18 protein-coding genes, 1 tRNA gene and 1 pseudogene are annotated in these 19,742 nt (G+C 59.9%); 9 read left to right on the top strand and 11 right to left on the bottom strand.

What is annotated here, in order from left to right:
- Positions 1–2: 2 nt before the first annotated feature.
- Positions 3–1,580 carry a peptide chain release factor 3 gene (locus D3Y57_RS12460; RefSeq protein WP_121153256.1) on the top strand — a complete coding sequence of 526 codons (1,578 nt, stop codon included), beginning with the start codon at positions 3–5 and terminating at the stop codon, positions 1,578–1,580.
- Positions 1,581–1,614: 34 nt separating this feature from the next.
- Here the strand turns inward: D3Y57_RS12460 and D3Y57_RS12465 are convergent.
- A tRNA-Leu gene (locus D3Y57_RS12465) sits at positions 1,615–1,700 on the bottom strand.
- A 116-nt stretch (positions 1,701–1,816) separates the two neighbouring features.
- Here D3Y57_RS12465 and D3Y57_RS12470 point away from each other — a divergent pair.
- Positions 1,817–3,175, top strand: a complete 1,359-nt coding sequence (locus D3Y57_RS12470) for an MATE family efflux transporter (protein ID WP_121153257.1) — start codon at positions 1,817–1,819, stop codon at positions 3,173–3,175.
- Here D3Y57_RS12470 and D3Y57_RS12475 read toward each other — a convergent pair.
- A complete protein-coding gene (locus tag D3Y57_RS12475; protein WP_121153258.1) occupies positions 3,147–3,914 on the bottom strand; it encodes an MJ0042-type zinc finger domain-containing protein in 768 nt (255 codons plus the stop codon). The genes D3Y57_RS12470 and D3Y57_RS12475 overlap by 29 nt on opposite strands.
- Positions 3,915–4,111: 197 nt before the next feature.
- Between D3Y57_RS12475 and ftsE the strand changes: the two genes are divergently transcribed.
- Genes ftsE through D3Y57_RS12495 form a run of 4 tightly spaced genes read left to right on the top strand, consistent with a single transcriptional unit; the run spans position 4,112 to position 6,955 of the window.
- Complete coding sequence (gene ftsE / locus D3Y57_RS12480) at positions 4,112–4,843, top strand: cell division ATP-binding protein FtsE (RefSeq protein ID WP_121153259.1); 732 nt, start codon at positions 4,112–4,114, stop codon at positions 4,841–4,843.
- On the top strand, positions 4,843–5,733 hold the full coding sequence (locus D3Y57_RS12485) for a cell division protein FtsX (protein WP_121153260.1): 891 nt from the start codon (positions 4,843–4,845) through the stop codon (positions 5,731–5,733). The genes ftsE and D3Y57_RS12485 overlap by 1 nt, the downstream gene beginning before the upstream one ends.
- On the top strand, positions 5,730–6,260 hold the full coding sequence (locus D3Y57_RS12490) for a YdcF family protein (RefSeq protein ID WP_121153261.1): 531 nt from the start codon (positions 5,730–5,732) through the stop codon (positions 6,258–6,260). The genes D3Y57_RS12485 and D3Y57_RS12490 overlap by 4 nt, the downstream gene beginning before the upstream one ends.
- An 8-nt stretch (positions 6,261–6,268) precedes the next feature.
- A complete protein-coding gene (locus D3Y57_RS12495; protein ID WP_239026052.1) occupies positions 6,269–6,955 on the top strand; it encodes a lysophospholipid acyltransferase family protein in 687 nt (228 codons plus the stop codon).
- A gap of 5 nt (positions 6,956–6,960) precedes the next feature.
- Here D3Y57_RS12495 and D3Y57_RS12500 read toward each other — a convergent pair whose 3' ends face one another.
- Both D3Y57_RS12500 and hisC read right to left on the bottom strand, forming a co-directional pair.
- Positions 6,961–7,869: a prephenate/arogenate dehydrogenase family protein gene (locus D3Y57_RS12500; RefSeq protein ID WP_121153263.1), complete on the bottom strand. Its 909-nt coding sequence runs from the start codon at positions 7,867–7,869 to the stop codon at positions 6,961–6,963.
- Complete coding sequence (hisC, locus tag D3Y57_RS12505; RefSeq protein WP_239026053.1) at positions 7,869–8,951, bottom strand: histidinol-phosphate transaminase; 1,083 nt, start codon at positions 8,949–8,951, stop codon at positions 7,869–7,871. The genes D3Y57_RS12500 and hisC overlap by 1 nt, the downstream gene beginning before the upstream one ends.
- Positions 8,952–9,060: 109 nt before the next feature.
- On the opposite strand from hisC, the gene metX reads away from it, so the two are divergent.
- Together metX and metW are read left to right on the top strand one after the other, a co-directional pair.
- Positions 9,061–10,176, top strand: coding sequence for a homoserine O-acetyltransferase MetX (metX, locus tag D3Y57_RS12510; protein ID WP_121155867.1), 1,116 nt, complete (start codon positions 9,061–9,063; stop codon positions 10,174–10,176).
- On the top strand, positions 10,176–10,763 hold the full coding sequence (gene metW / locus D3Y57_RS12515; RefSeq protein ID WP_121153265.1) for a methionine biosynthesis protein MetW: 588 nt from the start codon (positions 10,176–10,178) through the stop codon (positions 10,761–10,763). Before metX ends, metW begins: the two co-directional genes overlap by 1 nt.
- Positions 10,764–10,781: 18 nt before the next feature.
- Here the strand turns inward: metW and D3Y57_RS12520 are convergent.
- The 5 genes and pseudogenes from D3Y57_RS12520 to rpmI form a co-directional block, all read right to left on the bottom strand.
- Positions 10,782–11,659: pseudogene (locus D3Y57_RS12520) on the bottom strand (aldose 1-epimerase family protein).
- A gap of 135 nt (positions 11,660–11,794) precedes the next feature.
- Complete coding sequence (gene pheT / locus D3Y57_RS12525) at positions 11,795–14,161, bottom strand: phenylalanine--tRNA ligase subunit beta (protein WP_121153266.1); 2,367 nt, start codon at positions 14,159–14,161, stop codon at positions 11,795–11,797.
- Positions 14,158–15,228 carry a phenylalanine--tRNA ligase subunit alpha gene (gene pheS, locus D3Y57_RS12530; protein ID WP_121153267.1) on the bottom strand — a complete coding sequence of 357 codons (1,071 nt, stop codon included), beginning with the start codon at positions 15,226–15,228 and terminating at the stop codon, positions 14,158–14,160. Before pheS ends, pheT begins: the two co-directional genes overlap by 4 nt.
- A gap of 78 nt (positions 15,229–15,306) precedes the next feature.
- Positions 15,307–15,684 carry a 50S ribosomal protein L20 gene (gene rplT / locus D3Y57_RS12535; protein ID WP_121153268.1) on the bottom strand — a complete coding sequence of 126 codons (378 nt, stop codon included), beginning with the start codon at positions 15,682–15,684 and terminating at the stop codon, positions 15,307–15,309.
- A gap of 13 nt (positions 15,685–15,697) precedes the next feature.
- Complete coding sequence (gene rpmI / locus D3Y57_RS12540) at positions 15,698–15,901, bottom strand: 50S ribosomal protein L35 (RefSeq protein ID WP_121155869.1); 204 nt, start codon at positions 15,899–15,901, stop codon at positions 15,698–15,700.
- Between the two features lie 168 nt (positions 15,902–16,069).
- Here rpmI and D3Y57_RS12545 point away from each other — a divergent pair, with 168 nt between their 5' ends.
- Positions 16,070–18,151 carry an AsmA family protein gene (locus D3Y57_RS12545; protein WP_121153269.1) on the top strand — a complete coding sequence of 694 codons (2,082 nt, stop codon included), beginning with the start codon at positions 16,070–16,072 and terminating at the stop codon, positions 18,149–18,151.
- Here the strand turns inward: D3Y57_RS12545 and hisN are convergent.
- Positions 18,148–18,918 carry a histidinol-phosphatase gene (hisN, locus tag D3Y57_RS12550; protein WP_121153270.1) on the bottom strand — a complete coding sequence of 257 codons (771 nt, stop codon included), beginning with the start codon at positions 18,916–18,918 and terminating at the stop codon, positions 18,148–18,150. The genes D3Y57_RS12545 and hisN overlap by 4 nt on opposite strands.
- A 196-nt stretch (positions 18,919–19,114) precedes the next feature.
- Complete coding sequence (locus D3Y57_RS12555) at positions 19,115–19,699, bottom strand: YdeI/OmpD-associated family protein (protein WP_121153271.1); 585 nt, start codon at positions 19,697–19,699, stop codon at positions 19,115–19,117.
- Between the last annotated feature and the right edge of the window lie 43 nt (positions 19,700–19,742).

Below are 19,742 nucleotides of genomic sequence, written 5' to 3' on the forward strand. Positions count from 1 at the left end.
CCATGACCAGCACGCAAGCCAGCACGCAAGATCGCCGTACCTTCGCCATCATCGCCCATCCCGACGCGGGAAAGACCACGCTCACCGAAAAGCTGCTGCTGTTCGGTGGCGCGATCCATACGGCGGGTGAGGTAAAGGCACGCGGCCAGAACCGGCGCGCGCGCTCGGACTGGATGAAGATCGAACAACAGCGCGGTATTTCTGTCACGTCGTCCGTTATGACGTTCGAAACGCAGGGGCTGACCTTCAACCTGCTCGATACTCCCGGTCACGAGGACTTTTCCGAAGACACATATCGCACGCTTACGGCGGTCGATTCGGCTGTGATGGTTCTTGACGCGGCGCGCGGTATCGAGGCGCAGACTCTCAAGCTCTTTGAAGTCTGCCGTCTTCGTAACGTGCCCATCATCACTTTCATCAACAAGGTCGATCGCGACGGTCGCGATGGTTTCTCACTGCTCGATGAAGTTGCCGATCAGTTGCAGCTCGACGTTTGCCCGATGAGCTGGCCGATCGGCATGGGCGCGGACTTCGAGGCGATTTACGACCTCGATCGTAATCGCCTGACTCAGCCTATCCGTGGCGAGGACGCGATTGTCACTCAATGCACAGGGACCGACGATCCTCAACTCGATGCGTTGCTGACCCCCGCAGGCGTAAAGCTGTTCCGCGAGGAAGTGGAGCTGGCACAGGGCGGTTATTCGACATGGGATGCCGAACGCTATCGTGCAGGCGACCTTACTCCGGTTTATTTCGGATCGGCCCTGCGCGAATTCGGGATTTCCGAATTGATCGACGCCCTCGCCCGCTTTGCACCCGGTCCACGCGTCCAGCCCGCGACGCCGCAGCCCGTTTCGCCCGAAGATCCCAACGTCACAGGATTTATCTTCAAGGTTCAGGCCAATATGAACCCGATGCATCGCGACCGCATTGCTTTCATGCGGCTGTGTTCCGGCCGGTTCCGTCGCGGCATGAAGCTCAATCAGGTCGGCACTGGCAAATCTATCGCCGTCCACAGCCCGATCCTGTTCTTCGCTCATGAACGCGAAGTCGTGGACGATGCGTTCCCCGGCGACATCATCGGCATTCCGAATCATGGTACGTTGCGGGTTGGCGATACGCTGACCGATGGCCCACCCGTATCTATTACCGGACTGCCGAACTTCGCGCCCGAAATTCTCCGTCGCGTCGTGCTGAAAGACCCGACCAAGACAAAGCAACTTCGCAAGGCGCTCGACGATATGGCCGAGGAGGGCGTGACTCAGGTCTTTCACCCCAACATCGGGTCGCAATGGATCGTCGGCGTTGTCGGCCAGCTTCAGCTCGATGTGCTGATTTCGCGTCTAGAAGCGGAATATCGTGTCGATGCGGCACTCGAACCGTCGCCATGGGACACGGCCCGCTGGATCGCCTCTGACGATCCGGCCATTATGAAAGCATTTGCTGACACGCATCGCAGCACGACCGCCACCGATCGCGATGGCGCGGCCGTATTCATGGCAAAAAGCGGCTGGGATTTGAATTACGCTGTCGAACGCAACCCCGGCATCCGCTTTACCGCGACAAAAGAACGCGAATAAGTTTTACAGAGTGCGCCCCGGCAAGGGGGCGGCTTGGTGCGGTCGAGAAGACTCGAACTTCCACGGCCTTTCGGCCACAACGACCTCAACGTTGCGCGTCTACCATTCCGCCACGACCGCACAGCCATGTACTTTTCGGGCAGGCCGAAAGCAGGTAGGAGCGCGCCCCTAGCAAAGGGATTGGCGCGCTGCAATGGGCGGTTTGCGCTTTGTTCGTGCTCGGCTAGGGGCTGCCGATGATCGGACATGTAAATACCAGACGTGAAGCGCGTGCTCTACTCAGGCTGGCGTGGCCCGTCGTCTTGTCCAGTCTCAACTGGACGCTGCTCAATATCATCGACATCGCCATCGTCGGAGCTGCCGGCACGGCAGAGGTCGCGGCCTTCGGTGCAAGCCGCGCGCTAACGTATATCGCGATCGTGGCGGGTTTATCTGCGCAAGCGGGAGTACTCGTCTACACTTCGCGCGCCGATGGAGCGGGCGATCGCGCCAGAACCGGCGAAGTTCTGCGCAGCGGGTTGTTGCTCGGCGCTGGCTGCGGTCTCGCTGCCTGCGTCATCCTCGCATTGTTCGCCACTCCCCTTCTCAGGGCGATCGGCGTGACCGAGGAACTCTTGCCCGTCGCGTCGCACGTCGTTCGCATCATGGCGTTTTGCTATCCTGCCTCGCTCGTCATGACCGCAGGCTCCTATTGGCTGGAAGGTATCAGCAAGCCGCGTGCGGTCATGGTGGTCAATCTTGGGATGCTGCCGGTCAACGCGATTCTCGCATGGGTATTGTGCGGTGGGCATCTGGGTTTTCCGATGCTCGGCGCAGTCGGTGCCGCACTCGCGACTCTGATTTCAATCTGGGGCGGGGCGGTTTTCATGCTCATTGCCGTCCTGCGTGCCGATCCCGATGGTTCGCGTACCGTCCGCGATAATTCTCGTGCCGCATGGAGACTCGCTTCACGTAACCTCCCGGCGCTGGCAAAATTCGGTCTTGTGCCCGCCATTGCCGCCGCGCTCGAACTCGGGGGTTTTGCTTGGTTGATCGCGCTCTCCACCCAATTGGGCGACGAAGCGGCGCATGCTTTCCAGATCGTCTTCACGCTTCACAACCTGACATTCGCTCTGGCGCTGGGCATGGGTTCGGCCGCGGGTGTCCGTGTCGGTAACGCGGTAGGCGCGGGAACCCCTGAAAAAGTACGACGGCGGACGCTGATTGCTGCCGGTATCGCAATGGGGCTTACGGCTATCGCTGCCGCGATTTTGGCTATTCTGGCGGTTCCACTGACAGCGGCTTATCCGGCCGCCCCGGCGGTCCACCGTCTCGCGGCGGCAATGCTGTTGATCTGGACCCCGTTCATCCTGTTCGATGGCGTGCAGGTCGTCTTCAACTATGCCCTGCGGTCTTTGGGCGATCAGGTGGTGGCGGGACTGGCGAGCGTGTGTTCGTTCTTCGTCGTCACCGGGGGACTGGGCTGGGTACTGGTCCACATGGGTTACGGGCCACGCGCATTGGTCATCGCATCGGGCAGCGGCATGGTTGTGGCCGCCGTGCTGATGGGCACCCGCCTGATGTTCGTTACTTCGGCGTCTCGCCTGAAAAACTGAGGTTGAGGGCCTTTGCGCCCTTCGGCACATCGATTTCCGCCGAATCGAATTCGATACTGCCCTTTGGCGCTATTGTTCTGCGTGGGGGCGTGATGGTCCAGCCATAAACGACACGACCCTGTGCATCGCGCAGCTCGGCCAATATGTCGGGAACGCGTTGCGATTCCGCCGTTGGATTTACGATACGACCGGTCAGTGCGAACAACTCGTTGCCGCTTGGCAGCGTCCGCCGGTCTGGCTTGCGTGGCACCTGTAACAACAACGGAACATCAACAGTGCCAATTGGCAGTCCAAGGCGCGCTAACCAGGTTGGCGTACCGAAATACTGAAGTGCCCCAATCCCGCCAATCAGAATGAATGCGGCGGTCGCAGCAGCCAGTGTCCACATCCTCGCGGGATTGCGCCGCGGTCGAAAGGGTGGCTCGTGCGCGAAAGCGTCGTAATCGGCATCTACAACGACGGGCGTTGCCACCTGGGGCTCGGGCCTGACCGGAGGAACTGGCGGCGGCGGCAGTGCAGAAGTCTCTTCGTCCGGCACGCTTTCAGGAGCCGAGACCCCAATGACCGGCGGAACGACTGGCGTTTGAACCGGAATTGGCGGTGGCGGCAGGTCGATGATTGCCGGCTCCTGAAACCAGCTATGCCGACACGATGCGCAGCGCACTTGTCGTCCATTCACTCCGACCGCGCTGTCGGGCACAACATAGCGCGTTTGGCATTCAGGGCAGGACAGGATCATAGCGCGTGCAATACTCGACTGTCACAGGACGGCAATAACGCGGTTAAGCACTGTCCTGCGTGCGGGTGCAAGCCCCAAGCTTCCTAGCCTAAGTCTTTGCAAGACCTTCGCGACGATCCTTCAAAATACTACACCGCTGCTTTACGCCCCGGGTCCATCATGCAAAGGCGGTGCGGGGGCGACGAGCGCGGGGAAGCATGGCCAATATCGTTCAGTTCGATAATGTCGGCCTTCGCTATGGCACGGGTGCAGAAACGCTGTCGGATCTGAGTTTCAGCCTGATGCGCGGCCAGTTCTATTTCCTGACCGGGCCGTCCGGTGCCGGCAAGACATCGCTGCTTAAACTACTCTACCTTTCTCAGAGGCCCAGCCGGGGCCAAATTCGCATGTTCGGCGAAGATCTTGTCACAGCACGGCGTGACCGGTTGCCAGCATTCCGGCGACGCATCGGCGTGGTGTTTCAGGACTTTCAGCTGGTGCCCCACCTTTCGGCATTTGATAACGTCGCGTTGCCCTTACGTGTCTCGGGTGTGGACGAGCGTGAAATAGCGGCACCAGTGCGTGAAATGCTGGCATGGGTCGGTCTGGAAGATCGCGCCAGCGCCCGACCGGCCACGCTTTCGGGCGGAGAGCAGCAACGCGTCGCGATTGCACGTGCCGTCATCGGTCGCCCCGATCTGCTTGTCGCTGATGAGCCGACCGGTAACGTCGATCCTGAAATGGCCCAGCGCCTGCTTCATCTTTTCGACGGACTGAACCGTCTGGGCACGACGGTTGTTGTCGCAACGCATGACCTTCATTTGCTCAGTCGCATCGGCACCGCGCAGATGATGCGGCTCGACAGGGGACGGTTGTCCGATCCGACAGGAGCGCTGCGCTATCCCCCTCGTCCTGAAGACCGGTCGAACGCCATGAAGGGATCTTCGTAATGGCAGTGCGTTCTGCAACCGTCGCAGATCGTGGCTTATTGCCAGAGGGGCGACTGGCGGGGCCTATGCCCTGGGTGATTGCGATCATGACTTTCCTGACCGTACTTGCGGCCGCCGCGGGTCTCGGTCTTGGCGGCGCGGCGTCGGGCCTAGGGCAGCAACTTGCGGGGCGGATTACCATCCAGATTATCGAAGCGAACCCCGATTTCCGTGAGCAGCAGGCGCGGCGCGCGCTCAACGAACTTTCGCATCTGTCGGCGGTTTCGACTTTCGCGCGCGTCGACGAGGCAAAGATGCAGGCGTTGCTGGAACCCTGGCTCGGGCGTGAAGGGCTATCCCGCGATTTGCCCGTCCCGGTCCTGATCGATGTGACCATGGCAAAGGGAGAGGCGCGCGATGTCGCCGATCTGACGCAAGCGATCAATGCCGTCGCACCTTCAGCCCAGATCGAAGCTCATGCACAGTGGCTCGGTCCGCTTGCCGGGCTGCTGGCGACGCTGCGCTGGCTGTCGGTGGGCCTTGTCGCATTGATGGCCGCCGCAATGGCCGCCGCTGTCGTGCTTGCCGCGCGGGCAGCACTTAATACCCACCGCGCGACGATCGACGTCATGCATCTAATGGGCGCAACCGATCGTCAGGTTGCCCGCTTGTTTCAACGGCGAGCCGGCCTTGATGCCTTGTTCGGCAGCTTGCTCGGATTTATCGGTGGGACCATGATCGTCCTGTTTATCGCCAATCGCCTTAGCGCGGTCGATGCCGCGCTTTTCGATCAGGGTGGCCTTGGCTCGATCGATTGGCTGATTATCTTTCTTGTACCCGCAGGGGCCGTAGCTTTGGCCGTGGTAACTGCCCGTGCAACGGTGCTGCGTGCATTGGCGCGTATGCTATGATTCGGCGCCTTCTTTCGCTGGTGGTACTGGTCTGGGTGTTGGGCTTTGCCCTGTTCGTCGTAACGCTCCCGCAACCCGCCGACGATCGCTTTACAGATGCCATTGTGGTGCCGACCGGCGCGCCGGGTCGCATTCCGCGAGGACTTGAACTGCTTCAGGCGGGAAAGGCAAAGCGGATGCTGATAACCGGCGTCGACAGGGCAGTTAAACCGCATGAACTCGCCATTACGCAAAAAGTCCCCGTCGCGTTGTTTTCGAGCAGCATCGATCTTGGGCATGAGGCTGTTGATACACGGTCCAACGGTGAGGAAACTGCAACGTGGCTGGCCGCGCGCAATTACCATAGCGTGCGGCTCGTCACGACGGACTGGCATATGCGCCGCGCGCGCTTCGAACTAGAACACGCCATCGGGGACAAGATCATGATATTACCCGACGCCGTCGTCAGTGAGGCGGGGCTGACCGTTTTGCTGAAGGAATATAACAAATATCTATTTCGCCGCGTCGCGGTTCTGGTTGGGCTATGAGTAGTTTTGTGACGTTTGTCCGTTCGCTGTTGTTCAACATTATATTCTACATCGGCAGCGTGCCGCTGGTGACTGTGGCGGCCCTGTCGGTCTTTTTCGGTCAGGATGCCGTCATCGCGTCATCCCGCGTTTGGGCGCAATATCATTGGTTCTGCGTTCGCTGGCTGCTCGGCATTAAAACTGTGATCGAGGGAAAATTTCCTACCGGCGCGGCTATCATCGCCATTAAACACGAGGCTATGTTCGAAACGATCGAGGTTTTGCATCTGATTGGCCGTCCAGCCGTCGTTGCCAAGGCCGAGTTACTGACCATCCCGGTTTGGGGCCGGGCGGCACACCGTCACGGAGTTATACCCGTTGCGCGTGAAACCGGTTCTGCGGCATTGCGCCGAATGCTGAAAGCGGCACGCGAAGCCGTCGCCCTCAATCGCCCAATCGTTATCTTTCCAGAGGGGACACGTGTTGCTCCCGGTGAGCAACCGCCGCTGCGGGCGGGCATCGCCGGCCTATACAAGACATTGGGCCTGCCCGTTGTTCCCGTCGCACTAAATAGCGGGCGCTTATGGCCAAAACACAAATTCATGAAGCGCAGCGGCACGATCAACATACTCATTGGCGAGCCGATCCCGCCTGGTCTTGGTCGCGAGGAAATCGAAGCGCGAATTCACGCCGCGATAAACGTTTTCAATCATTAGTTAGGTCAGTGATCGGAACGCCCGAAATCAGGCCTTCCGTCATCCTGTCCCTGTTCGATGATACTCCGCCGTACGGCCCGCGTGCGGGTAAACAAATCGAACAGGGCATCACCATCGCCCCAACGGATGGCGCGCTGTAACGCCGTCAAGTCTTCGCTAAACCGCTGGAGCATCTCGAGCACCGCATCCTTGTTCGTCAGGAACACATCGCGCCACATTGTCGGATCGGACGCCGCGATCCGGGTAAAGTCACGGAAACCGCCTGCCGAATATTTGATAACCTCCGACTGTGTTACGCTTTCCAGATCGGAAGCGGTGCCGACGATCGTATAGGCAATCAGATGTGGCAGATGGCTTGTGATTGCCAGAACCTTGTCGTGATGGGCAGGCTCCATCGTCTCGACCTCAGCCCCCAGCCGCTTCCAAAACTCGGTCACGCGCAGCACCGCAGCCTCGGGCGTTCCGGGCACGGGTGTCAGAATGCACCAGCGATGATGGAAAAGCGCGGCAAACCCGGCATCTGGTCCGCTGCGCTCGGTTCCTGCCACCGGATGTGCAGGCACAACCGCGTTGTTTGGCAACGCGGACGCCAGTGCTGCCGCGACGCCCGCCTTTGATGATCCGACATCGCTGACAATCGCTTCGGGGGGCAAATCGGCGGCGATGCTCTCTGCCACCTCACCCATCGCGCCCACCGGCACGCAAAGGATTACCAGATCGGCGTCGGTGACCGACGTACCCGCCGTGTCGGTTACATCGTCGCACAGGTCCAGGGCCCGCACTGTTTCGCGAACCGCCGCGTCACCATCATGCCCGGTCAGGTGAACCGTCGGCATAGCCTCTCGCACCGCGCGCAAAATCGACGATCCGATCAGGCCGAGTCCGATGACCGATACGCGCGCAAACGGCAGCATCAGGCGGTTTCGCTCACTTTTTCGGCAACGATCGCACGCAACGCTGCGACCAGCCCAAGCATCTCATCTTCGGTTCCGATGGTGATTCGCAATCCGTGGCCCAGCTTCTGCCCCGGCAACCAGCGCACGATATAGCCGCTATCCATCAGCGCGTGATACGTCGTTTCCGCCGTCAAACTCCCCTCGAACAATATCAGCAGAAAGTTTGCCTTTGACGGCACGGCACGCAGGCCCGCATTACCCAGCTTCCCGATTTCCTCGACCAGCCACGCGCGCCACCGAACATTATGCGCCCGGCTGTTTTCGATAAAATTTTTGGCCCCCAACGCCGCGATGGCCGCGTTCTGCCCAGCTGTCGTAACGTTAAACGGTGCACGAATCCGATGCATCGCATCAACCGCAGCCGCCGGACCATAGCCCCAGCCGATCCGCTCAGCCGCCAGCCCGTGGATCTTTGAAAACGTCCGCGTAATTACAACGTTCGATTGTGTCTTTGCCAGTTCCAGCCCGCCATCATCATCGGCGTCCTCCAGATATTCGGCATAAGCCTGATCGAGAACGAGCAGTACCGTTTTCGGCAAAGCCGCGTGCAGGCGCGCAATCTCGGCCTTTGTGGAATATGTCCCCGTCGGATTGTTCGGGTTGGCGATAAACACGATCCGCGTCCGATCCGTCACTGCTGCAAGTACAGCATCCACATCGGTCGCATAATCGGTATCGGGGGCGATAACTGGCTCGGCCCCAACGCGCCGCGTCGCAATTTCGTAAACCGCAAAGCCGTAACGCACAAAGATCACCTCATCGCCCGGCCCGGCATAGGCTCCCGCGATCAGATGCAGGATCTCATCTGATCCCGTTCCATAAATCACCCGCGCCGGGTCCAGCCCGTATTGCGCGGCAATCTTTTCGCGCAACGCACTGGCACCCGCATCGGGATACCGCTCCAGATCGCCTGCATGGGCCGCAAAACCAGCCCGCGCCGCTTCGCTCGTTCCCAAAGGATTTTCGTTGGAAGACAGCTTAGCGACCTTGCGCCCGTCATCCGTGGTCGAACGCCCCGGTACATAGGGCGCGATTGCCATGACCCAGTCTTTTGGCCGGGGCGAATTCGTATCTATTGTCATGCTCTCGCACTAGCGCCCAGCCGCCTGCGTTGACAAGTTAAGCACCACCGTCCTAGCCGCAATGGTGATGAGTGAAGACCAACGCTTCGGTCCCGATCGGCGGGTGACATTGCCGGGACCGCTTGCGCTCGACGGTGGCGCGACGCTGTCGCCGGTCGAAATCGGCTATGAAACCTACGGCACGCTCAACGCCGCCAAATCCAACGCCATCTTCATCACCCACGCTCTGACTGGCGACCAGCATATCGCCAGTCCCCACCCGATGACCGGCAAACCTGGATGGTGGGCGCGCATGGTCGGCCCCGGCAAACCCATCGACACCGACCGTTTTTTCGTGATCTGTTCGAACGTCATCGGCAGTTGCATGGGCTCGTCCGGTCCCGGCAGCCTTGCTCCCGACGGCGCACCCTTCGCTATGCGCTTCCCCGTTATCACCATCCGCGACATGGTCCGTGCGCAAGCCTTGCTGCTCGACCACCTTGGCATCGATACGCTTCACGCCGTCGTTGGCGGCTCGATGGGCGGGATGCAGGCGCTTAGCTGGGCCGCGACCTTCCCCGACCGTGTGCAGGCCGCGCTCGTCATCGCGTCGACCGCGCGCCATTCCGCGCAGAACATCGCCTTCCACGAAGTCGGACGTCAAGCGATCATGGCCGACCCCAACTGGCGCGGCGGCCAATATTATGCCGATGGCGTGTCGCCAGCCGCTGGCCTCGCCGTTGCGCGCATGGCCGCCCATATCACCTATCTCTCCGAATCGGGCCTGACGGAAAAGTTCGGCCGCCGCCTGCAAGCGCGCGAAGCCAAGACTTTTGGCTTCGACGCCGATTTTCAGGTTGAAAGCTATCTCCGTCATCAGGGCCTGAGCTTTTCGGACAGGTTCGATGCCAACTCTTACCTCTACATCACCCGCGCGATGGATTATTTCGATCTGGCGGAGGAACATGGCGGGATGCTCGCCAACGCCTTTCGTGGCTCGAAAACGCGGTTTTGCCTCGTCAGTTTCGACACCGACTGGCTCTACCCTACGTCCGAATCACGCAACGTCGTTCACGCCTTGAACGCATCGGGCGCGCCCGCCAGCTTCGTCGAACTGTCCGCGCCATTCGGTCACGACAGTTTCCTGCTCGATGTCCCTGCCCTCGACCGCGTGGTGTCGGGCTTCCTGTGCCCGGAATGCTAATGAGCCTCCGCGCCGATCTTTCAATCATCGCCGACCACGTCCGTAGCGGCTCGCGCGTCCTCGACGTCGGGTGCAGCGATGGCGCATTGATGGCCGAACTCCGCGACCGCAAAGGCGTCGACGCGCGTGGCATAGAGATTGATGGAAGTGACGTCACGGCGGCACTCGCGCGCGGGCTATCCGTGATTCAAGGCGACGCCGACACCGATCTGGCGGACTATCCCGACGCCAGCTTCGACTATGCGATCCTCAGCCAGACGCTCCAGACAACCCGCCGCCCCGATCGCGTCCTCGATCAGCTCCTGCGCGTCGGCTCCAAAGCATTCGTGTCTTTTCCCAACTTCGCTCACTGGCGCGTCAGGGCATCGCTCTTATGGGGCGGACGGATGCCGGTAACCCGCTCGCTACCGATCGCATGGTACGAAACCCCGAACATCCACCATCTGACCATCGACGACTTTCGCGCCCACGTCCGCGAACGCGATATCAAGGTCGAGGGATCATGGTTTCTGTCCGGCGAAAAACTCACCGGCGAGGCTGTTGCCAATTTCCGCGCCGAACACGCCGTCTTCCTGTTGAGTCGCTAACAAGAGAACGCCATCTGCTCACTCACCGACCGTCACTGTAACCCGAAACAGGCGCTTCGTACCTGGAGCAACCTCGAAAACTCCCGGCTTGCTTCGGAAGTCTCCTGCATAGCCTTCGGGATCGGCGATCCCCGCCCATGGCTCAATGCACAGATAATGCGCACCCGGTTTCATCCAGATCCCCAGCATCGAAGTATCGGGAAAGGCAATGTCCAGCCCAGGCTTTCCCGGCACCCCATAATGTACGCACCGACTTTCAAGCTCGTCCCAGACGAGAGCGTCGTTCGTGAACAGCTCATCCTTCAAATGCAGGACATTGCCCTCGACAGGAGTCTCGCGCTTTGCTGTCGCGATCAAGCCGTCGGGAGATATCTCCTTCAATGCCCCGGCTCATCCCGCTCAAAACGAACCTGATGCTGCTCTTTCGTGCCGCCAAAAGGCAGCGGCCACGCAAATGCCGGATGAAAGCCGAAACTCGCAGGCATCGAAACATCGCCCGTGTTCCGAACCGTCGCCGTCATCGACAAAGTCCGCTCCTGCACTGTGAACGCCATCTCCAGCGCAAAAGCGAAAGGGTAATGCGCCCGCGTCGCCGCGCCATCGGTCAGTTGAAACGTCGCCGATGCCTCATCCGACCGCACCAGATCGAAATGCGACCGCCGCGCGAACCCGTGTTTGGGCATCTCATACTCTACGCTGTCCAGCCGGTAATGATCGTGATTCACCCGCCCGACGATCGGAAACAGGACCGGCGCATGGCCCGTCCAGAACGCAGGATCGGCATCGGTCATGAACTGCCGACCCTCGGCATCGAGCAAAGACTGCAGTTCTGCCCCGTGAGGTGATATTTCGGCGGTCAGGAAATCGGAGGCAATCGTTACAGATTCGGCGGCCATCACATTCTCCGTTTGGGATGCTCAACCTACCGCTTAACCCGCTTCTCTGAGCCTGTCGAAGGGCTGCCCTTCTGTTTGCCAAGGTAAACAGAACGGCTCGTCGACAAACTCAGGGAAGCGGATAAAATTTGGTAATTACCCCCGCAGAACCGCTCCCGCCTTTGCTGCAGCAGCAACAATTTTGGCCGCAATCACGCCCAACTCGTCTTCGGTGAAACTCTTATCCACCGGCTGCAAAACAACCTCAACCGCCAGCGACTTCTGCCCTTCCGGTACACCAGTCCCGGTAAACACATCGAACAACCGCGCGCCGGTAATCGCAACCTTGTCCGCACCCTTAACCGCCCGAAGCAGGGCATCGCCCGCCACATCGACAGAAACCAGAAACGCAAAGTCACGCCGCACAGCTTGAAGCGGGGGAGGCGTAAACGCAGGTCGCATGAACCCCGACCCACGCTTGGCCGGAATCGCATCCAGATAAATCTCTGCCGCCACAACTGCACCGCTCAGATCGAACGCCTTGGCAGTCGCTGGATGCAACGCACCGAAACTCGCCAGCACGGTCTTCGGTCCAAGCCGCAGTGTACCCGACTGACCGGGATGATAATGCGCCCCCGCCTCACCGAATATCTGCAAATTCTCGACCGGAGCACCCGCCGCTTCCAACAGGGCAATCGCCTCCGCCTTGGCATCGAACGCATCGAACGCCTGCGCTTTGCCATCGGCCCAGCCACGCGCCGACCGCTCACCGGCCAGCACAATCCCAACCGTCGCCCGCTCGGCATCGGCCAGATATCGCCGCCCGATCTCGAACAGTCGGATGCCGTCGGCCCCGCGATCCGCATTGCGTTGCGCCGCCGATAACAGGCCGGGCAGCATCGACGGCCGCATCACCTTCAGATCTTCCGAAATCGGATTGCTCAACGTCCAACTGCTGCCACCAAAGGCCGCCGCCTGCGTCTCGCTCAGGAAACTCCAGGTGATCGCTTCGTTCAACCCACGCGCCGCAGCCGTTCGCCGAACTTTGCGCTCCTGCTTTTGCGCAGGAGTAGCCGTCGGCTTGGCAACGCCTTCCGCACGCGGCAGCGCGACTGACACGACCTTGTCCAGCCCGACGATCCGCACGACTTCTTCAACCAGATCGGCCGGGCCATCGACGTCACGACGCCAGGTCGGCACGGTGACGTTCCAGTCCGAAGCAACGCCGAACCCAAGCCGCTCCAGAATCGCCTTCTGCTCAGCGGGTTCAACGTCAACGCCACCCAACCGCGCACATAGCCCGGTATCGTAGGCGATAATCTTTGGCGACACCGGCGGCTGACCCGCATGAACGACCTCGGAAGCCTCGCCACCACAAATTGACTGGATCAGTCCGGTAATCAGCGCCAGCGCATTGTCCAGAAACGCCGGATCAACGCCCCGCTCAAACCGCGCGCGCGCATCCGAAGTCAGCAGCAAAGCCTGCCCCGTCCGCGCAATCCGCTCAGGGTCGAAATAGGCGACCTCCAGCAGAACGTCGGTCGTCGCGTCCGAAACACCTGAATGTTCGCCACCCATGATGCCCGCAATGTCATGCACGCCATTGTCATCGGCGATCACGGTCATCGTCGATGTCAGCGTATAGTCTTTACCGTTCAGGGCGGTGGCCGTTTCGCCATCGGTTGCGCGTCGGGCAACGACCGCACCCGACAGTTGCGCCAGATCATAGGCATGGCTCGGGCGCCCATGATCGAACATCACATAGTTGGTAATATCGACCAGCGCGGAAATGGGTCGCTGACCGACCGCTTTCAAACGGTTCTGTATCCACTCGGGCGACGGACCATTGGTCACGCCGCGAATGATGCGACCATAAAAAGCAGGGCAACCTTCGGCGTCATCAGTCCGAATTTCGGTTGAACAGGGGAAATTGTCCACAATCTGGGGGATATTCAGCGGTTTCAGCGTCCCGGCACCAGCCGCCGCCAGATCGCGCGCAATCCCGCGAACGCCCATGCAATCCTGCCGATTGGGCGTAATCGCAATATCGAATACCGGATCGTCCAGCTTCGCCCAGCTCGCATAGACCTGACCGATTGGCGCATCGGCAGGAAGCTCGATGATACCATCATGCTCCTCACCTAACTCCAGCTCGCGCACCGAACACATCATGCCGTTCGATTCGACTCCACGAATCGCCGCGACTTTCAGGACCATGCCGTTCGACGGAACGACAGCGCCCGGCGCACCGAACACGCCGACCAATCCCGCACGCGCATTGGGCGCGCCGCAAACGACTTGCAGTGGCCCGTCGCCAGCATCGACGGTCAGCACTTGCAGTTTGTCCGCCTGCGGATGTGGCGCGGCGGTCAAAACCTTGGCGATTCTGAACGATTTCAGCTTTTCCGCTGCGTTTTCGATTCCTTCGACCTCAAGGCCGATGGCGTTCAACGTGTCGGCAAGTTGTTCTACCGAGTGGTTGGTTTCAAGATGATCTTGCAGCCAGCTTAAAGTGAACTTCATGCTCCGACTCCTGCGCTGAGTGTTGGAACATCGAAGGCCGAGAACCCGTAATGTTTCAGCCAGCGCAAATCGCCGTCGAAGAACGGTCGCAGATCGTCCATCCCGTATTTCAGCATCGCCAGCCGGTCGATCCCGGTCCCGAATGCAAAACCTTGCCATTCGTCAGGGTCCAGCCCGCAGGATTCGATAACCCGGCGGTGAACCATCCCGCTGCCCAGCACTTCCATCCAGCCTTCGCTGCCGCCGATCACGCGCTTTCCCTTTTCGATAGAATAGCCGACATCGACCTCGACCGAAGGTTCGGTGAACGGGAAATAGCTCGGGCGCAGGCGGAGGACGACATCGTCGCGCTCGAAGAACGCCTTTAGGAACGTCTCAAGCGTCCACTTCAAATGGCCGAGGTGGATACCGCGATCGATCACCAGCCCCTCGATCTGATGGAACATCGGCGTATGCGTCGCGTCGCTGTCCGATCGGTACACCCGTCCCGGCGCGATGATGCGGATTGGTGGCGACTGTGACGTCATGGTGCGAATCTGGACAGGCGAAGTGTGCGTGCGGAGCAGCATCTTCTTGCCATCGACTTCATCGGGGAAATAAAAAGTATCGTGCATCGCCCGCGCCGGATGTGTCTCCGGAATGTTGAGCGCGGTGAAATTGTGCCAGTCGTCCTCGATCTCGGGACCGGTCGCGACGGCAAACCCCATATCGGCGAAAATTTCTGACAGCTCGTCCAGAACCTGACTAACCGGGTGCACGCTGCCCCTCGGCGCTTCGGGCGCAGGCAAAGTCATATCGAGCCGCTCGGTAGCGAGCCTCGCATCCAAAGCTGCTGCGTCCAAACCCCGTTTTCGCTCCGCAATGCCAGCAGAAACCGTTTCACGCAGTCCGTTGATCCGTGGCCCTTCGGCCTGTCGCTGCTCGGGCGTCATCCCACCCAAAGTCTTCAACAAAGCGGACACAGAGCCCGCCTTGCCAAGGGCAGCGATCCGCACGGTTTCCAGCGCGTCCAGCGTGTCGGCGGCGGCGATGGCGGTCAGGAGTTCGGTTTGCAGAGCTTCGGTCATGACGGGCACCTGATAAGCAAAAGGGCATGAACGGCAATCCGTTCACGCCCTTTTGCGCATTATAGAAGAGAGCGGCTTTTAAGCTGCCTGGGCCGAAACCTCTGGCAGAGCTGCCTTCGCCTGCGCGATGATGGTGCTAAAGGTAGCGCCTTCGTTCATCGCCATGTCGGCAAGGACTTTCCGGTCGAGTTCGATCCCGGCAAGCTTCAGCCCGTGCATGAACTGGCCGTAGTTCAGGCCCTCTGCACGCGTTGCTGCGTTGATACGCTGGATCCAGAGAGCGCGGAAGTTGCGCTTCTTGGCCTTGCGATCGCGATACGCATACTGGCCGGCCTTTTCGACTGCCTGACGTGCGACGCGGATCGTGTTCTTGCGACGGCCATAATAGCCCTTCGCGAGATCAAGGATCTTCTTGTGCTTTGCGTGCGTGGTTACGCCGCGTTTAATGCGTGCCATTTATCCGGTGCTCCTACTGCAAACCGTACGGTGCCCATGCCTTCACCGTTGCGGTGTCGGCCTTGGACAGCAGCTTGGTGCCGCGGTTCTGGCGAATATATTTTGCAGTGTGGTGCGTAAGACGGTGACGCTTACCAGCGACGCCATGCTTCAACAGGCCACTTGCGGTCAGCGTAAAGCGCTTCTTCACACCGCTTTTGGTCTTCAACTTGGGCATTTTCGTCCTTTCAATCTCAACGGTTTCAAATCGCCGTGGCAGCCCTTCTGGCCAGGCGATCGTCGACAACCGTTCGTTGTGAAGCGTGCGCCTGTAACGAAAGGGTGCGGGAAAGGCAATGGACGGCGGGAAAAGGAACATCGCGGCAAACCATTGGTTTTGCGGTTCATGGCCGAAGCAGATCCGAATTTCAGGCCCGACCGGGCACGCCTTGTTCGTCGCGTCCCCGACTCGGCAATCGCGGCGCCACTGGCGATTCTGTCGGCGATCATCGGTCTGATTATTCTGGCATGGCTGATTCTCTACATCACCAAGGGTCGTTTCCTGCGCCATCCGTTCGAACGCACCGTCAGCAGCCTGCTCCAGCGCGATGTGCGCGTCGCTGGCGATTTCCAGCTATATTTCGATCCAATCGATACCAAGTTCGTTGCCGAGGGACTGACGATCTCCAATCCGGCCTGGCGTGGCGGCGAATTTTTCGAATCGAAGCGCATCGACACACGAATCGCCACATTGCCGCTGATCTTCGGCACCCGGCGCGTAAAGTGGCTCGACCTGACGAATGGCAAGCTCGATCTGGCATGGGACAAGGCGCACAAGCGTAACACCTTCACGTTCGGTGACCCTGACAAAAAAGGTAAGCCGTTCGAACTCCCCGATATTCGAACGGCACAGATCGTCGGAACCAAAATCTCTTACCTCGACCCATCGCTGCTGTTGAAAACTGACATCAGTGTTGAAACGATTCGCGCCACCGACACTCGTTTTGCCGGGGATATCCGGTTCACGGGCAACGGCACGATGCGCGCGATACCTTTCACCCTGTCGGGCAGCCTGATGTCGCCAAACACGACTCTGGCGGGCGGCAAGAACAGGCTGGCGCTCGCGGTCAGGTCCGGGCGCACGTCGCTGGATGTGGCGGGGACTCTGCCAGGCGCAACCGTGATTGAGGGGGCGGACCTGAAACTGCTCGCGCGTGGCCCCAATCTCAGTTTGTTGTTCGATTTTCTCGGTGTCGCGATACCGGACACGCGTACATTTCGCGTGACGTCCGACCTGACCAAAGCAGGCGTCGACTGGAAGTTCACCCGCCTTGCCGGGCGATTCGGCGACAGCGACCTTGGCGGTACGATGACGGTTTCGGTACCGGTTGGCGGGCGGCTGAACATCGCCGCCGACCTCCGTACAAATACACTCGACATCATCGATGCCGGACCGTTCATTGGTTATGAACCCGCGCGACTGGAAGCTGGCAAGGTCGCGGTTCCCGTTGCCGGTATTCCCCGCATCCTGCCCGATGCGCCCCTACGGATAGAAGCCATCAAGCGCTTCGATGCGCAGGTAAAATATCATGTGCAGAATATCCGCGCAAAGAATGTCCCCATCTCCAACATCGCACTGAATCTCGATCTGAACGACAGCATTCTTAAGCTCTCACCGCTGACATTCGATATGGCCGACGGACATCTGTGGTCGGACATCTCGATCAACGCGCGCGGTGCTCCTGTTCGCACCGCATATGATATCCGTCTGTCGCCCACGCCAATGGGCAAATTGCTCGCGCGTTTCGGCGCCGATCAATCGGGAACCACGGGCACGGTAAAAGCGCGCATCCAGATGACAGGCGTCGGTGATTCGGTCCGTACATCTCTGGCCAGTTCGAATGGCCGGATCGCGATCATCATCCCCCATGGCACGTTCTGGACACGCAACATCCAGCTCGCAGAGCTTGATCTGGGAACTTATTTCCAAAAGCTCGTGATGGAAAAACTCAAGAAGCCGGTGGAAATCAATTGCGGGCTGATCGCGTTCACGGTGCGAAATGGTGTCGCGGCGGCCGACCCCATCCTGATCGACACGACCAAGAACGTCATTGCAGGGCGCGGCAGTTTCTCGTTCAAAGATGAATCGCTCGATCTCGCCTTCCGTGGCGACGGCAAGAAGTTCAGCCTGTTTTCCGCTCAGTCACCGATCGGGGTGAACGGGCATTTCGCCAAACCCGGTATCAGCGTAATCAGCGAACAGCTTTTGGGTCGTGCCGGAGTCAGCGTGGGGCTCGGCCTTATTGCATCCCCGCTCGCCGCCGTGTTGGCCTTTGTCGATATCGGTGACGCAAAATCGGCTCAATGCGGTCCCATCCTGTCCGGCGCCACGGCCAATGCACAGCGAACGACAAAGGGTCAGCCGCGCGGCGATGTAGGGAACGGGACCGCGAGCAAGCAGAAGAAGAAATTCCTCGGTATCTTTTAACCGAGCGCTTCCAATATGTCGTCGAGCCGGGCGGGATCGCCGACTGCGATAACGTCACCGGCACTGTCGGCGTTCAGCGGTTCGCCCGACCAGTCGCACATCGTTCCACCGGCCCCCTCGACGATCGGAACCAGTGCGGCAAGATCGTAAAGCTTCAACCCCGCCTCAACGACCAGATCGACATGGCCCGACGCGACCAGCCCGTAATTATAGCAGTCGCCACCATAAACGATGCGACGCCGCGCGACCTTTGACGCGAGCGCCACGAAATGTCCGGCTTCGTCTTCGCTGAACAGGTTTGGACTCGTGGTGGCAAGGATCGCCTGATCGAGTTGGCGACAGGTGCGGGTTTTGGCGCGCTGTCCGTTGAACAGAGTGGGCCGCCCCGCCGCGCCCAGCCAGCGTTCGGCGGCAATCGGCTGGTCGATGATGCCGAGGACGGGCCAGCCCTCCTCCATCAGTGCAATCAGCGTTCCGAATATCGGTCGTCCGGCGATAAAGCTTGTCGTGCCGTCGATCGGGTCGAGCACCCACTGGCGGGACGCACCTTCGCGAACGGTACCATATTCCTCACCGATAATGCCGTCGTTGGGGCGCTCGGCTTCAAGGATGGCGCGCATTGCCGCCTCGGCTGCGCGATCCGCTTCGGTGACGGGCGATGCGTCGGCCTTGTCTTCAAGTTTGAACGCCTGCCGATAATAGGGGCGGATGGCCGCGCCCGCCGCATCGGCGAGGGCGGTGGCGAGTCTGATATCGTCCGGGGTCATGGTGCTGCTATCGCCGTCTTGCTATTATGCGGCAAGCAAAAGGCACTCTCATAGCCCCGCTTCTTCAGGGGAGGGGGTGAGTCTCGTCATGCGTTGAACGGGCGACCGGAGTAGAACCGACAGTCCCGACCCTAACCTCTCTCTCAAAGAAGATCGGCTTTTCTGTATGTCGCCCCAATCGAGTATTGCGCGCGTTTCAGCCGTGAACGGTCTCTCCGCGTTCTAGCATGCCAACGAAGTCCCCGATCTTTCGGGCTCTGGTCTCAGCTTTCTTTACCGCGCCAATCCGGTGCAAAATCGCATATCGGTTAGCGCCCGTGAGCGTAGTGAAGAAAGCTGCGGCCTTCGGATTCGCATCGAGCGCGTTCTGTAAATCCGCTGGAATCTCAGCCTTGCTAGCCGGTGCATAGGCGGCCTCCCACCTGCCATCAGCCTTCGCTTTATCAATTTCCAATTGTCCGGATGCCTGCATGCACCCCGCCGAAATCAGTTCCAGCGCGCGTTTCCGATTGACCGCCGACCACGTGCTGCGCGGTCTCCGTGGGGTAAAGCGTACCAACCAGCTTTCGGCGTCATACTTGTCGAGTTGGCCGTCGATCCAGCCATAGCAAAGGGCACTGTCAATCGCCTGAGGTTTGGTGACGCTGGCGACGGACGAGCCCTTCTTACAAAACCTAATCCATGCACCGTGGGAATCGCTCGGTTGTTCCGCCAACCAGTCTTCCAGTGCAATTTGATCAGCAAATGAAACTATCGGAAGACCAGAACGCAATTCAGTCATTCTCTACCCTTAGCGTGTCCGTGGATTCGATAACGGTCAACTT

Source organism: Sphingomonas paeninsulae (genome assembly GCF_003660165.1).
Taxonomy (GTDB): domain Bacteria; phylum Pseudomonadota; class Alphaproteobacteria; order Sphingomonadales; family Sphingomonadaceae; genus Sphingomonas_O; species Sphingomonas_O paeninsulae.